Consider the following 15,453-nt stretch of genomic DNA (forward strand, 5'->3'; position numbering starts at 1 on the left):
TTATATCAAATGTGAAACTAAGTAGCGGCCAGATTTACGAAAAAAGCTAACCAAAAAAAATAAACTTGGTGAGATATACCAAGTTTTTGTTAAACAATATTTAATTTATTTATAAGGCCAGTATGACTGATATCTCGTTGATAATAAGGATATGCTTGAAGGCTTCCTTGATAGACCAACTGCAGTTGATGCCATGCTATTAAGTCTTGAGGTCTTATGAGGCAGGCTGGTTTATCATTTTGATAAATACCACACTCACTTAGGATCGTCGCAACAAACTGAGAACAAAAATAGGCATTTTCTCTCGACAACTCCCTGTTGAAAGCAACTCCGAGTAATCCAAGCGCGTTATATTTGTAATGATCCTTCTGTTCTTCCATCTGTTGAATCCTTCTTCTAATACGCTCATATTCCAATTCTGTTATAGAAAAGCTATAAACTGCACACTTTGCTTTCTCAAAAAAAGACGTTCGCGTATCTTCCTTTACGAAACCGCCACTAAATGGATTACGTTGATTTTTTCTTCCAAAGCTATATACTTCTTCTAAACTTAGATCAAAAGCGATCGAAGCATGATTTAAAGGTGTTTTTGTATAGACATTTATCGCTTTGGCTAAAAAAGTCCCCGTATCCGAAAAAAGAAGATAAATTTTCCTTGTTCCCACTTTAGTCCCTCCCAAGTGCCAAACAAACCCCTGTTTCCTAGATGATTTATCTACTTTAACAATAAAGATTGATGGTAAAGATTTACTTTAATATAATACATACTCCTAATTATAGCAATATTGCCTTGTATTAGTACAGTTAAGTTTTTGTAAATTAATTTATTTTAAAACGAAACCAAGTGAGAAATCGAAGTATATCAACCATTGAGGCAAGAAGTCAGCGTTTTAAATGATTAAATAGCCTAATTCCATCAATAGGTATCTGTGCATATGTTGTATCGTAGAATAAATATTTAACTATGGGGAGAGGAATAACATTGCATACCGCAAATTATCAAAATCATCATGAACATGCACATCACCATCACTTAGGATTATTGAACACTGTTCAGGATTGTGCAACTACTTGTGAACATATGACAGGGATGCTACATCATTCAAAGGATATTTTAAATAGAGGGGTTCAGTTAAGTCGATTACGAGATTGCGCAGACATTTGTGCACTTATGGTGAAATACCTAGCTCGTTCTAGTAATCTTTCTAAATCACTTGCCAGCTATTGTGCTTATGTTTGTGAAATCTGCGGAAATACATGTCTTCAATATCCAGATCAAGAATCACAAAAATGTGGCCACATTTGCTTAGGCTGTGCCAAAGAGTGTAAACAATTTGCAGTTTAAATGAGACTAACACTAAAGCTTGAATCTAAAAAAAGTGCCTTTAAGGCACTTTTTTATTTCTAATTAATAACAGCTTAACTTCATGTACTCCTTCTTCTCTTTCGAAATAATGTCTCCTGTTCCCAGCTGTTGAACGGATGGGATAGGTGATTAGATGGTCCTGGATTTACATGTGGTGCTTTTTCTGGCCTATCTTGTTGTTGTGCAGCCTGACTCAATGACTCTTGCAATGGTTTCCATTTGATTAGGGCTAGAATAATTAGACTTATGACTACACCGGATATTCCGTATACTAACCAAGGGAGATACTCTACTTCTTTTCCAATCTCAAGAAGCCTACCTCCAACAAAGTTACCGATAGCTTCACCTAAGCCTGATAATACGTTGGCGAGTCCAAAGAATAGACCAATTAAACCGGCCTTCGATAGCTGTGATATCGTGCTGTCAATTGTCGGTAAAATTAACATTTCACCACATACAAAGATTGTTCCACTTATGATAAGAAACAAAAATGAATTGGCCCATAACAGTGTTCCGAGTCCTGCTCCAATTAAGATTAGACCTGCTGATAAGGCAACAAGCGGATGGAGTCGACTGATTATTTTAGTTGTCACCCATGTTTGAAATAATATGACCGTAACACTTTTGATTGTCCATATTAAAGCGACGTTACTTGGTTCTGACAGAACTACGGTTGCTCGTAACGGTAGTGCTATAGCTAGTTGTGCATATAAAGCCCAAATCAAGATGCTAATCAGACCAAATACAACGAACGGTTTATTTCTAAATACTTCTTTGTAAGCTCCTGGAGGAATAGCAGGACATGGAGCATCTCCACAATTTTTTGGCAATAAAAACCAACTCTTCAGTGCTATTCCAATGTAAATAATACCGGCAATCCAAAATATTGTTGTTGGTGAACCGGAAACAAGAAAGAATACAATTAATCCTGCAATAGCAGTACCAATATTTGCTGCAATGCCTCTAAAGGAAAATGCTGTTGTCTCTTTCCCTTTTGATGCCAGGGCTGCTATTGCTGCTTTGGTAGAGGGTGCATTTAAGCCATTACCAAAACCAGCAATCACAGTAGTAACTAAAATGGGAATGTAGATGGAGAATATTCCTAAACCAATGAAACCCACAGCGCCTATCAATGCTCCAAGAGCAATAACTGTTCGTCTGCCTATTCGGTCAGCCAAAAAACCTCCAGATAAACTACCAAACTGAAAAGCAATGGCATAGGCGGCTAGGACCATTCCAACAGTGCTAAAGGTTAATCCGATAGTTTCATTCAACATAATTGGCAAAATAGGAATAACCATATAGGTTCCTAAATGAGAAAGTAATACGCCTACAAGCAAGATCAACATTGGGCGTTCCAACGTTTTGAGGTTTTTCAAGAATGGTAACCTCCCTAGACTTTAAACTTGGATTAGTTCATTGGATTTTGCTGATTTATTGTTTGATTCCCATTTTGCATCGCTTGATTTGGAATCATATTTAAAGGAGTAATCGTTGCTGTTTGATCCTGTATCGATGCATTTGGTTGATTCATCCAGCCCATTTGGCTCATCAACTGTTCATACATTTCAGCTATAGTCGATTGTTGTAGTGCCATACCCGAATGCATTTTTTTCACTTGGGGATTTTTCATATTCTCTGACGAATTGAAATTTTCTTTCGCCATCGAGCTTGCTGTAAAATGTGCATCTACTGCTATGTCTTTATCACTCATCTCGATAGTTGTGTTTGCCAATGCTTTTTGCATTTGTCCTCCTCCATTTGGAATTGGAGGTAAAGTTACTGTCACTTGTTTCGGGTCTAACAACTGATTCATCACCTGAACATGGTTTTTCATGATTGCTATTTGTTTTTGTAAAATAGTCGAAATCTGTGTGCTTTGAACATTGTTTACATACAATTCTAATCTGCTTATAACTGCTTTATGAGCAGATAAGTGATTAGCCATAAGGCCAACGTCTACGGTTTTTATCAATTGAACCTCTCCTTTTAAAATTTAGTTACTCACTTAATACAGTGTCCAATTTACTTTAATTCATGAGGATTTGATTAGTTTATTAGATTGTATTTAAACTTTTTCAAACTAAAAGAGACCTCCTTTAAAAAGGAAGTCTCTGATCCATTTTTTATATAAGGCTTATTAGAGCACCTATCGCTAGATAAGCAATACATAGATAGGTTATGACTGTTTTAAATTTCGAATCTCCTTCCATCTTCATCATCATATGATGATCGGTTGACTCTTTGAATTTTTTGTTTAGATATAAAGCAAATCCAGCAAGAAAAACAAAGGCTATATTTAACCAGAATGTATAATCAATTTGAAACGGACTTTCAGACATTATTTGATTTGCAGATTGCGGTAGTAAACCAATTGCGGTGAATCCATAGTGAATACCTACTGAAGTAATTAAGATTGAGACGTAAAAGATACCCGCAATGTATAGAGCCGTCTTCATGCCATAATATTTTTTATGAACAGCAACAATTGGCGGCACAACTAAATCTGAATATATAAAAGCCATGATACCGGCAAAAGCGACTCCACTAGATGCTAATATTGTTGCAATTGGTATGTTCCCCATGGAACCGATAAAAGTTAACATTGCGACAAGTGGCCCTACTACCGCGTTCTCTAACACCTTTAAAAATCCATCTGGCTGATCAACTAAAAAGAAAGATTTCCATGTGTTATCACTAATAAACGTTGCCATTATTCCTGCTAGAGTGAAACCAATCGTGATTTCCTTCCAAACCATTTTCCAGTTCATCACAAATTCATGACCAACTTGAAGCCAGCCTGCTTTCGTTTTTATTTTATCTTTCCAGTTAAACTTCTCTTCCATTTGATCATCTTGCACATTTTCTCTAGCATCTTCTACTAACTTTTTTGGGTAGGTTAGTTTTACTAGTAGCCATGTTACAAAAATTAAGATAATACCACCGATGATTTCGGCTACTACAAACTGCCATCCTAGAAAAATATAAATTAAAATACCTAACTCAACCACCAAATTAGTAGATGCAAACAGAAATGCTAATGTCGGAACAAAGTGTGCTCCTTTTTTAAACAAACTTTTTCCTGCTGCTAAGGCAGCAAAGGAACAGGATGAACTAATTGCACCAAAAAACGTTGATAGCCCTACAGATTTCAATTTGGCATCACCCATATATTTCACCATTTTATCTTGTGGAACAAAAGCCTGAATCATTGAACTAATAAAATATCCAACAACAAAAGCCCATCCAGCTTTCCAAAAAAAACCTAAACTAGTCATAGCTGAGCTTCCTATTTGTTCAAACATAAAAATACTCTCCTCTTAACTGTTATCCCGATATTATTAATTACCACCGTTTAAGAATAGGTAAACAATATTTTAGGATAGAAAAAAGGAGAGTAGATTTTAATAACTTTAGTTGTTATTTAATTATTTTTTCTTGAATTTAGCTAGTGCTTCTGCAAGCGCGGGATTAGTGAATTCCTCTTGTTGTTGATTTTTCATATATTTATTCACATCACTTTTAGAGACCTTTGTACGTTTTTCTTTTTTCTTACGGTCGTTGAATGTAGATAATTTTTCCCGATGACCACAAACACAGGTGAACATTTGGCCATCCCCTTCGCCACGTAACTCTAATCGCTTATGGCAATTCGGACATCTAGCATTCGTCTTTTTAGCAATGTTTTTCTTTTCCCCACATGACCTATCCTGACAAACAAGCATTCTGCCCATTTTACCCTTCACTTCAAGCATTAACTTCCCACACTCAGGACATTTCGTTCCTGTCATGTTGTCATGCTTGAATTTAGCGTCACTCGATTTGATCTCGTGTACAACTGTTTTGGCATAACCCTTCATTTCTTTAATAAATACGTCCTTCTTTAATGAACCTGAAGCGATTGCTTCTAGTTTCTTTTCCCATTCCGCTGTTAATGTTGGGGATTTTAAATCCTGTGGTACAAGATCAAGGAGTTGTCTTCCTTTTGATGTCATGAAGATACTCTTTCCCTTTTTTTCCATATAAAAGTTATTAAATAACTTTTCGATAATATCAGCCCGAGTTGCAACTGTTCCGAGTCCACCCGTTTGGTTAATCGCTTTAACTAAGTCTTTATCCTGGTGAACCATATATTTTACTGGATTCTCCATAGCCTGCAGAAGACTTCCTTCAGTAAAACGTTCCGGAGGCTTTGTTTGTCCCTTAGTCATTATCACATTTACACCTGAGAAGACATCGCCTTTTTGAATCTGCGGCAATGTTTGGTCTTTATCATCTGTTTGCTCGTCATCGTATTGGTTATTGTATATTTCTTTCCAACCCTGTTTCTTAATATTTTTTCCTTTGGCAGTAAATCGCTCATTCCCTACTTTTACCGTAAGGGTTGTTTGTTCATATTCAAATGCTGGTGACAGAACTGCCAAGAACCGTTTGACAACAAGGTCATAGATTTTACGTTCCCTATCATTTAGTTCTGACAAATAAACAGGTTGCTCTGTCGGGATAATCGCATGGTGATCAGAAACTTTATTATCATCAACAAAGGACTTATTTGTTTTAATTTCACCTCTTGCAAGACGAGAGGCAACTGTTGCGTATTGGTCAACACCACATGCTTTTAAGCGGTCTTTAAGTGTTGGGACGATATCTGTTGAGATATATTTAGAATCTGTTCTAGGGTAGGTCAACACTTTATGTTGCTCATATAGTTTCTGCATAATTGACAATGTTTCTTTACCTGAGTAATTAAAGATTCTATTGGCGTCTCGTTGTAGCTCTGTTAAATCATAGAGCTGTGGCGCAAAGTTTTTCTTATGCTTTTTATCTATATCAACTACTTCTGCTTGTTTGTTGTTCAATTCTTTCACTAGTTTTTCAGCTTTTTCCTTTGAAAAAGTTCTTGTATCTTTCGTTTGCGGATCGTTCCAAGTTAACGTAAATCCTTTATTCGTTTTTGCTTGAATTCGGTAGTAATCTTTGGGTTTAAACTTTTTAATTTCTTCTTCTCTTAGTGCAATCATTTCTAATGTCGGAGTTTGAACACGCCCACTTGAAAGCTGTGCATTAAATTTGGTTGTTAAAGCACGAGTGGCATTCAGGCCTACATACCAGTCGGCTTCTGAACGTGCAACAGCTGATAAGTAAAGATTTTCAAACTGTTTACCTGGCTTCAGGTTTTTGAACCCATCGTTGATTGCTTTGTCTGTTACAGACGAAATCCACAAACGCTTGACAGGTTTATTTACCCTGGATTTTTCGATAATCCAACGAGCAACTAGCTCACCCTCGCGACCAGCATCTGTTGCAACAACAATTTCACTAACATCTTTCCTGGTTAATTGTGTCTTAACCGCGTTAAATTGTTTTCCAGTTTTCTTTATAACCACAAGCTTCAATTGGTCTGGGAGCATCGGTAAATCCTCAAGCTTCCACGTCTTTAATTTATCATCATACACCTCTGGATCAGCCAATGTAACTAAGTGTCCAAGTGCCCATGTAACAATATATTTAGAACCTTCAAAATAGCCATTGCCTTTTTTATTGCAATTTAATACTCTCGCAATGTCACGTCCGACTGAAGGTTTTTCAGCTAATACTACTGTTTTACTCATAGATTCAATTCCTTTCCATACATCATACTTCTATTACTTTATCATAATTCACGCTAATAAACGAAGTTAACCCTGCATCAGCCTTGTCTCAAATAAATCATCTAACCATGCAAAAAAGCTTGGGGATTTCCCAAGCTTTATTTTTACATTTCATTCATTTAGTATCGCTTTAGTTGCCTAAATCATAAAAGCGAAACAGATCACCGTACACTATTTTATCTGAATAAGACAATTCAGTTTCTACTTTTTCTTTAATTGGTTGACAATTATTTTCATTTTGTTCGGAGGAAGTCTGTAACTCGTTAGCGCCAGTTGCCAATAGATTACCAGTTTCTCGATCAAAGCATTGATCCTTGGTATATATATAATCCTTGCTTATAAAACTTCCATTTCTTAGTGCGATGAATTCTTTTCTATCTTCAGCAAATAAATCCGTGCCAAAAACGATATCTTTTTCATTTTTAATGCCTAGCAAATTGAGAATTGTCGGCTTAACATCAATTTGGCCTGCTATTTTTGAAAAAGTCTTACCCTCATGCCCTGGAATATGAACCAAGAAAGGCACTTTCTGTAATTGGACGTGATCATAAGGAGTTATAGTATCTTTGTCTAAATACTGACTCATTGCTTTATTGTGAAATTCACTTATACCATAATGATCACCCATTACAATAATAACCGAATCTTCGTAAATACCGGATTCCTTTAATTGGTTAAACAATAGTTTTAATGCCTCATCGGTATATCTTACTGTTGGAAAATATTGATTTAACGTTTTTGAATTTGAATTATATTTATCAATGGAAGCATCCTCCTCATCCAACTCGAATGGATAGTGATTGGTTAGCGTTATAAATCTCGAGTAAAATGGTTGTGGCATCGATTGCAAATACTTAATAGATTGTTCAAAAAAAGGTTTGTCTTTTAACCCCCAACCAACCGAGTTCTGTTCATTGATTTGGTAGGAGTCCTGACCATAGAAATGGTCATAGCCCGTATTTTCATACATTATATCTCGGTTCCAGAAACTCTTATTATTTGCGTGAAATACGCTAGAGTAATAGTTGTGTTCTTTTAAAAGATCTGGCAATGCATTATATTCATTTTGTCCATGAGTGAAATACACAGCACCTCTGGGTAAGGGGTATAATGAATTGTCTATCAAAAATTCGTGATCAGAGGTCTTACCTTGTTCTGTTTGATGATAAAAATTCTCGAAATAATAGCTTTCTTCTATTAAATCATTTAGAAACGGTGTAACTTCCTGACCATTAACTGTGTTATTAATTACAAAGTTTTGAACAGACTCTAGGGAAACGACAATTACATTCTTGTTCTCGGCAATACCAAACAGGTTGGATTCCTCATTACTCATTACACTTTCTTTTACATATTTTCTGATTTCTGGTATCTCTGTTCCATCCGCAAGGACACGTTGCATTTTAGTTTTTGACTGTAAAACGGTATCATAAATATGATAGTTAAATAGCCCGATATTCTTTACCAAATATTCTCTATCAAACGCACGTTGCAGTAATTGCGGTCGTTCAATCTCAGCTAATATAAAGTTTATAAGCAGAAGGGAAATTGATACTCCTAAAGCTAACTTCTTACGTTTTGGTTTATCTTTTTTGGTTATCGGCGTTACTCTGCTACTATATCCTTTACTTAAATACCAGATAATTACTACATCCAAGAACAGTAAGATATCTGGAATGTTGATTAGTGCTAAGGCACTTGATCCTAAATCTGCTGCATTACTTCCCTGAAATAACACAGGAATAGTTAGAAAATCTGTAAAATTCCGATAAAAAATAAGATTAAAATATAGAATTATAGTTCCTATCAAGGCAGCATACCTTATAAATTTCATTTGTTTTTTTTCTTTGAACCAAACACTTATAGCAAATATTATAAATGCAGATGCAAACGGATTGATGAATAAAATTACTTCCTGCAAAAAGTTTTCCATCAGTATATTTAAATGGAAACGATATATTATATATGTTTTTAATCCAAATAAAACACTTGCTATTATATATAGTGGTATAGCATGTTTCTGAAATTTCACCTAGGTTCCTCCTCGTCACCTATAAACCTACTAAAAATACTGTTTTATTCTATATACCACCAGTATATATAAATAAACCATTTTAGTTGAACTGTTAATCACCTCTGATTGTATTAATTATATTATGCTTTTTCATAAATTTTGTGGCTTTTTTATCTACGTAGTTGATGTAAAAGCCGACGTAGCGTAGCTACTAGTTGATTGGCGCTCCGGCCAGTCGCTTTCCACGGGCAACGCTTCAACTTCCTCGGAAGAAAACCACTTCCTGCGGGATTTTCAGCCGTCGCTTTTCCCGCTGGAGTCGACTGCCCTGCGCTTCAATCATCATCTTATATGTAACAGTAAGTTTCATAGCTTGGATAGCCTATGTTCAAGAAGATGAAAATTCTTTTCACGTAAAACTATCGGCTTTATCTTTCAATAATCAGAACACTATTAATAGCGTAGGCAAAAAACGTAGACTCCTGTGGGAACAGCAAAAGGTTTTCGATGGGGCGAGTAATCGCAGTCCCACGAGTCCGAAGACCCCGCAGTAGTGGTTTTCTACGAGGAGGCTAAGGCCGTGCCCACGGAAAGCGAAGTTTTTTGCCGAAGCGATTGTAGAAAGCATATATAAATGATGAATAAATTGATATAAGTTACGTCGGAGTCTATAGATACTATGTTAAAAATAACATTTTATTGAAACAGCCTTAGTTACAACAAATAAAGGACCCACATTCTAAAAATGGGGTCCTTAAAAGTTAAGTATGAAGTGCGTGGTTAATTGTTTGTCTTAGTACATCCATCACGTGCTCATCATCATGTGAATAAAAAAGGGTTGTTCCCTCTCTTCGAAACTTCACTAGACGCAAATTTTTCAAAAAACGTAATTGGTGGGAAACAGTTGATTGCTTTAAATTTAATACTCTAGCAATTTCATTCACAGAGTATTCATTGACGAAAAGTAAATGTAGGATTCTTATTCTTGTGGGATCACTTAGTGCTTTAAACGATTGCGTTACAACAAAAAGAGTCTCTTCATCTAACTCTTTATAGTTACTATTGTCAGGATCATTTTCATGCTTTTCCGAACTCATTTTGAACCACACTCCCTCCGCCTTACATAAGGTCTCCACTTATATGACCACGTGCTCATGTATAAAACTTAATTCATTTCAGAAGATACTGTCAAATCTAGGAGACATTTTATTTTTAATAAGAAACTTTCTTCTAGTGGATGCTATAAATAGTTAATTATTAACACATTATCACATATATGATAATATATTCATATAGTGCTATATGGATTATTGAGGAGGTAATACAATGGGGCACAATCACGGACATGACCATACTCACGGCGCAAACAAAAAAGCGTTGATGATTAGTTTTATTATTACGACTGGTTACATGATTATTGAAGCTATTGGCGGTTTCTTAACTAATAGCCTTGCCCTCTTGTCTGATGCTGGCCATATGCTAAGTGATTCTGTGTCATTGGGTGTTGGCTTAGTAGCCTTTATATTAGGTGAAAGACTTGCCAATTATAGCAAGACTTACGGATACAAACGTTTTGAAATTCTCGCTGCTTTATTTAATGGCGTCACACTTGTTCTAATTGCCTTATACATTTTTTACGAGGCATATCACCGATTTATCAATCCACCTGAGGTTGCTTCAACTGGAATGCTTATTATCGCAATCGTCGGCCTGTTAGTTAACATTTTAGTTGCTTGGATCTTGATGCGTGGAGATACGAAGGATAATTTAAATTTACGAGCTGCTTTTCTTCATGTAATTGGTGATATGCTCGGGTCTGTTGGAGCTATTATTGCTGCATTACTAATTATTTTTTATGGATTCGGATGGGCAGATCCACTCGCCAGTGTCATTGTAGCTGTACTTGTATTGATAAGTGGTTGGCGGGTAGCTAAGGATTCCGTACACGTATTAATGGAAGGAACACCAAAAAACGTAGTGATGAATGATATAATTACTACCTTTGAAAACATTCCAGACATTGAGAGTATCCATGATTTACATGTGTGGAGTATAACAAGTGGCCAAAATGCCTTATCATGCCATGCTGTTGTCAATGAAAATTTATCAATTAAAGAATGCCAAGTGCTACTGCGTAAGGTTGAGCATGAGCTAGAACACAAGGGCATTGGTCATGTCACGATCCAAATCGAAAATAGTGATCACCCACATGAGGATAAGTTAATGTGTCAGCATGATCAGGGATTGGATAACCATACACATAAGCACTAAAGATTATTCCACACGTTAAAGCAGTATTAGACCACAGTTATACTATTTCTGCATGGAACATGAAGTTGCTGTATTAAGCCTAATCTTTTCAATACCATCGCCTAAAGGTAAAGGACCAAACCGTTTAAGCTTAGCTTTGATTATGAAGGAATTAATATATATGTTACAAGATAAATACCTTTCTAATTATTTAGAAAGGTATTTCCTCTAAAAAGAATTTAATTGTTAGTCATTCCCGTTAGCTTTTCTTATACATACTTTTATAATGTCTTTCTCAACCAGTTTCCAGAATACATCGGTAGATCCAGTACCGGATTCACCAGGACGAGTACCTCGGTTTTGTAACCTTGGTGTGCCTTGACATAATACATCATAACCAACGATGGTAAACACGTCACCCTCGTTTGCATCATCACGATCAATTACGCACTGGAATGGTCTCTCGTCTGTGATCGTATTTGGTACGCGTTCTCCATTATCAAGCACTGCTGTATAATCAATTTCTTTTGTTAGTTTACCGCAAATGATTACTTTTTCTGGGCAAACATCTTCTACTACAGGTGCTACAGAGAAAAATACACTAGTCATAACGTCTTCAATGGCAGATGCAGGTGGTACAATTTGTGTTTTGAACTCTACAAGATGTTGACAGCATGTTTGTGGATTTGGAACAGGGCATACAGTTGTCGTAGTCGTTGTAGGCAGCTGTGTAGTTGTTGTTGTGGTTGTCGTTGTGGTTGTTGTTGTAGGTAATTGGGTTGTAGTTGTTGTTGTAGGCAATTGGGTGGTTGTCGTTGTTGTAGGTAATTGAGTGGTTGTCGTTGTTGTAGGTAATTGAGTTGTAGTTGTTGTTGTAGGCAATTGGGTGGTTGTCGTTGTTGTAGGTAATTGAGTTGTAGTTGTTGTTGTAGCTGGTGGTGTGCATGATGGCCCTGGTATTTGGTTAGGTCCTACAACATTTTCTCCCATTGCACCTGCTTGCCCCTCAACGGAGACACATCCAAGAAATAGTGGTTGCTCTGTAACTATCGTGAGACATAAAGTTTCAGCACTCGAAAGTTCAGGATTAAACTCTTCGAATTTAAATCCTAATACAGGTTGATTAGGGCCAAGGTTATTGACTACGGTACAATCAACAGTGCCTTCACCGGAACGTGTACAGAGTAGAGGATTCATACCTTCTTCTTCGAGTTCTGCTAGTTCATCTAACAAGTTGGGACAACCGGGTGTGTCATCAAGTCCGATAGTTAAGTGGCTTAAATCTTGTGGATTATTAACTGGATCCACGTCATAACAAAATCTATTATCAGTAGGATCTGATGCATCTGGATTATAGGTTACTAGCCAACCTTCGCCAGAGTCTCCGGTTTGGAGAAATACTGAGTTTAGACATACCATCTTCTTATCACTCCTTTTTATATTGTTCTTAAACATAGTATTAAGCGTGGTAAAAAGTGTTTGGACAGTTTTCTTATCAAGTGTGCCTTTTTTTAGAATTGGCCGTTGAACCAGTTAACAACTGAACGATATTGTTCATATAAATGATATAGTTCATGCTTTTGTAGTTGTGGAAAAATGCTGTTGAACGGTAAAGTCAATCAGTGGGAGGATTATGCTGTAAGCTCTTGGTCACCTTTACGATTAAAAGAAAATAGTTAAGACACTAGAAAAAGCGATAGGAAAAATCCTCCCTATGAAATGGTGGGAGCGTTCATATCGTACTAGGGAAGTAATGATTCGATGGAATCAAGGGGAGAAAGTTACCTGGTGGGAACCAAAAATACCTCTAGAAGAAGGGTAAAAGAACTAAATTCCCTATAAAAAGTCTTAAAATGTGAAAGAGAGGTTTATTTATGAAAGTTGCAATCTTAACGATGTTTAATGATCTAAGTAGTACGTATTCATTAGTGAATGTGGTAGCAGAACAAATACGAATGATGTTAAATAATAATATAAAGCCGATTATGCTTGTCAGTGAATCATGTCCAGATACTGCGCGTCATGGAATTTTCCTGGACGATCGCATTGAATGGAGAAAAGTTGCTAATCACGTAGATGGCGAACAAATACACTGGCGTGATTACACACAAGCTACTGGGGAAGTCCACGATACCTTCTATAAAGAAGCGAATGTTATTGCAGAGGATTTGGTGAAGAAGCTATCAGATGCAGACAGTTGTATAATGCATGATATTCACTATCAAGGCTGGCATCTGGTCCACAATGTCGCAGTTAGAAAAGCACAAGAAAAGCTTCCCGACTTACAATTTATTGCTTTTACCCACTCGGCCCCTGCAAATCGCCCCGCTAAAACCAATTGGCCATTATCCGCTCGTTTCTCTGCTATGCCAAACACGGTCTATGTATATCCAACGCAGTCAGGACTCTCCGCACTTGCTGAACAGTATAATGTTCCTGAGGAAAAATGCCGAACAGTCAATAATAGCCTGGACTTATTAAGTTATACACATGATAGTTTAAAAGTTTTAGCAGAGGAAGTCGACTTATTATCATCTGATATTCTTGTCGTTTATCCTGGGAGGTTAACAGTAGGAAAAAAATTCGAAAAAGTAGCTTCCATGTGTGGTGCAATTAAAAAGAACTGTGGAAAAACGGTAAAAGTAATCTTCTGTGACTTTCCGAGTAGTGATATCACACCTGAAAAGTATAAACGTTTTATTAGAAACAAAGGCATAGCTTTTGGTTTAGATCAAGATGACATGTTTTTCACTTCCGATGTAGAAAAATTTGAACACGGTTTGCCGAGACAAGGGGTATTAGATTTATTTACTTTATCTAATCTCTTTATTTGCCCTTCTTTCTCCGAATCATTTGGTTTAACCGTATTAGAAGCAGCAAGCAAAGGAAACTTTCTTGTATTGAATGAAAGAGTCCCTGCATTAGAGGAAGTTGGTAAAAACTTAAATGCCTACTTCATGTTGTGGGATGCACGTAATTTTGGATATGATACACATGAAGAATACCAGCCTTCCGAGGAGGCTTATTATAAGGAACATGCAGAAATTATGATGAATATAATGAATCAGAATTCTACGATTCATGCGATAACGACGGCAAGACAAAGATATAGCCCACAATGGATATGGATGAATCAACTTAAACCTTTATTATAATCTATTATAAAGCTCCTTATTGTTCTATCAATAGGGAGCTTTCACGTAAATCTATTATTCAGGATATTATAAAAGAAGAATCACATTTTTAATAGAAAGAAAGCTAGGAGTGTATGCTAATCTACCTTTTTCACACAAACTTTAATGACATCTTTTTCCACATATCGAAAAGCGACACTTTGTTCCGTCGAATTTTTTGTTGCAAAGTTTGCCTCTTGCGCTGAAGCTTCACAAATGATTTCCGAGCAACTAATTTCAAAGCTGTCAATTGCTTTAATATCTTCTCTTTGGATAAGGCAGGTAAAAGGTTTTTCATCATGAATTGTGCGATTCTGTACTTGGTTTGTAGCATCTAATGTTAGGTAATGAATCTCTTTCTTTAATACCCCACAGACGACAACTACTTCATCACATACTTTAACAATATTTGTAGATAGCGACTTGTTGACCTGTGTACTGCCTGCTATAGCTGATGGAACGAGTTGTGTAGAATGTTCTAATATAAAATGACAACATAAAGGTTTTGGGGGAGCTGGTGGTCCCGGAGGCCCTGGTGGTCCTTGTTCACCTTTAGGACCTCGAGGTCCCTGAGGACCAGTAGGCCCTTGTTCACCGGTATCACCTTTAGGACCTCGAGGTCCCTGAGGACCAACAGGCCCTTGTTCACCGGTATTCCCTTTAGGACCTCGAGGTCCCTGAGGACCAACAGACCCTTGCTCCCCAGTTTTGCCTTTAGGGCCTCGAGGTCCCTGAGGACCAGCAGGCCCTTGCTCTCCGGTTTTGCCTTTAGGGCCTCGAGGTCCCTGAGGACCAGCAGGACCTTGCTCTCCAGTATCACCTTTAGGACCACGAATACCCCTTTTTCCAGGAGGACCTATACAATTACATTTATTTCCACCACATAACTGACACATTTTTTTCACCCCATGCTTTGCTTTTTTATATACTATGTAATTCATTCACTAACTGAAAGTCTTATTTTAAAAATCCGCAAAGGCCTTATTTTGACTAATAAAG

General features: G+C 36.8%; 12 protein-coding genes. 3 read left to right on the forward strand and 9 right to left on the reverse strand.

All coding sequences use genetic code 11. From position 1 onward, the window contains the following. Positions 1–89: 89 nt before the first annotated feature. On the reverse strand, positions 90–665 hold the full coding sequence (locus GH741_RS15565) for a hypothetical protein (protein WP_240795527.1): 576 nt from the start codon (positions 663–665) through the stop codon (positions 90–92). A 317-nt stretch (positions 666–982) separates the two neighbouring features. Between GH741_RS15565 and GH741_RS15570 the strand changes: the two genes are divergently transcribed. Continuing rightward, complete coding sequence (locus tag GH741_RS15570; protein WP_153737667.1) at positions 983–1,345, forward strand: four-helix bundle copper-binding protein; 363 nt, start codon at positions 983–985, stop codon at positions 1,343–1,345. 80 nt (positions 1,346–1,425) lie between these two features. Here GH741_RS15570 and GH741_RS15575 read toward each other — a convergent pair whose 3' ends face one another. The 6 genes from GH741_RS15575 to GH741_RS15600 all read right to left on the reverse strand — a co-directional run bounded on the left by GH741_RS15575 (position 1,426) and on the right by GH741_RS15600 (position 10,128). Next, complete coding sequence (locus GH741_RS15575; protein ID WP_240795528.1) at positions 1,426–2,745, reverse strand: MDR family MFS transporter; 1,320 nt, start codon at positions 2,743–2,745, stop codon at positions 1,426–1,428. A gap of 32 nt (positions 2,746–2,777) precedes the next feature. Beyond that, positions 2,778–3,341, reverse strand: a complete 564-nt coding sequence (locus GH741_RS15580) for a spore coat protein (protein WP_153737668.1) — start codon at positions 3,339–3,341, stop codon at positions 2,778–2,780. A 151-nt stretch (positions 3,342–3,492) separates the two neighbouring features. Beyond that, complete coding sequence (locus tag GH741_RS15585; protein WP_153737669.1) at positions 3,493–4,671, reverse strand: permease; 1,179 nt, start codon at positions 4,669–4,671, stop codon at positions 3,493–3,495. A gap of 123 nt (positions 4,672–4,794) precedes the next feature. Next, entirely contained in the window at positions 4,795–6,978 is a 2,184-nt protein-coding gene (locus tag GH741_RS15590; protein ID WP_153737670.1) for a DNA topoisomerase III, read from the reverse strand. Between the two features lie 169 nt (positions 6,979–7,147). Beyond that, complete coding sequence (locus GH741_RS15595; protein WP_338079500.1) at positions 7,148–9,049, reverse strand: LTA synthase family protein; 1,902 nt, start codon at positions 9,047–9,049, stop codon at positions 7,148–7,150. Between the two features lie 743 nt (positions 9,050–9,792). Next, a complete protein-coding gene (locus GH741_RS15600; RefSeq protein WP_153737671.1) occupies positions 9,793–10,128 on the reverse strand; it encodes an ArsR/SmtB family transcription factor in 336 nt (111 codons plus the stop codon). Between the two features lie 229 nt (positions 10,129–10,357). On the opposite strand from GH741_RS15600, the gene GH741_RS15605 reads away from it, so the two are divergent. Beyond that, positions 10,358–11,302: a cation diffusion facilitator family transporter gene (locus GH741_RS15605; protein ID WP_153737672.1), complete on the forward strand. Its 945-nt coding sequence runs from the start codon at positions 10,358–10,360 to the stop codon at positions 11,300–11,302. A 225-nt stretch (positions 11,303–11,527) separates the two neighbouring features. On the opposite strand, the gene GH741_RS21790 is transcribed toward GH741_RS15605, so the two are convergent. Next, on the reverse strand, positions 11,528–12,700 hold the full coding sequence (locus GH741_RS21790; RefSeq protein ID WP_153737673.1) for a hypothetical protein: 1,173 nt from the start codon (positions 12,698–12,700) through the stop codon (positions 11,528–11,530). Positions 12,701–13,155: 455 nt separating this feature from the next. Here GH741_RS21790 and GH741_RS15615 point away from each other — a divergent pair, with 455 nt between their 5' ends. Then, on the forward strand, positions 13,156–14,436 hold the full coding sequence (locus GH741_RS15615) for a glycosyltransferase family protein (protein ID WP_153737674.1): 1,281 nt from the start codon (positions 13,156–13,158) through the stop codon (positions 14,434–14,436). A gap of 116 nt (positions 14,437–14,552) precedes the next feature. On the opposite strand, the gene GH741_RS22160 is transcribed toward GH741_RS15615, so the two are convergent. Further along, the gene (locus GH741_RS22160) at positions 14,553–15,395 is read right to left on the reverse strand and encodes a collagen-like domain-containing protein (protein ID WP_153737675.1); all 843 of its coding nucleotides are present in this window, start codon (positions 15,393–15,395) and stop codon (positions 14,553–14,555) included. Between the last annotated feature and the right edge of the window lie 58 nt (positions 15,396–15,453).

The sequence above is a fragment of the Aquibacillus halophilus genome, from assembly GCF_009649745.1.
In the GTDB taxonomy this organism is placed as follows: Bacteria; Bacillota; Bacilli; order Bacillales; family Amphibacillaceae; genus Aquibacillus; species Aquibacillus halophilus.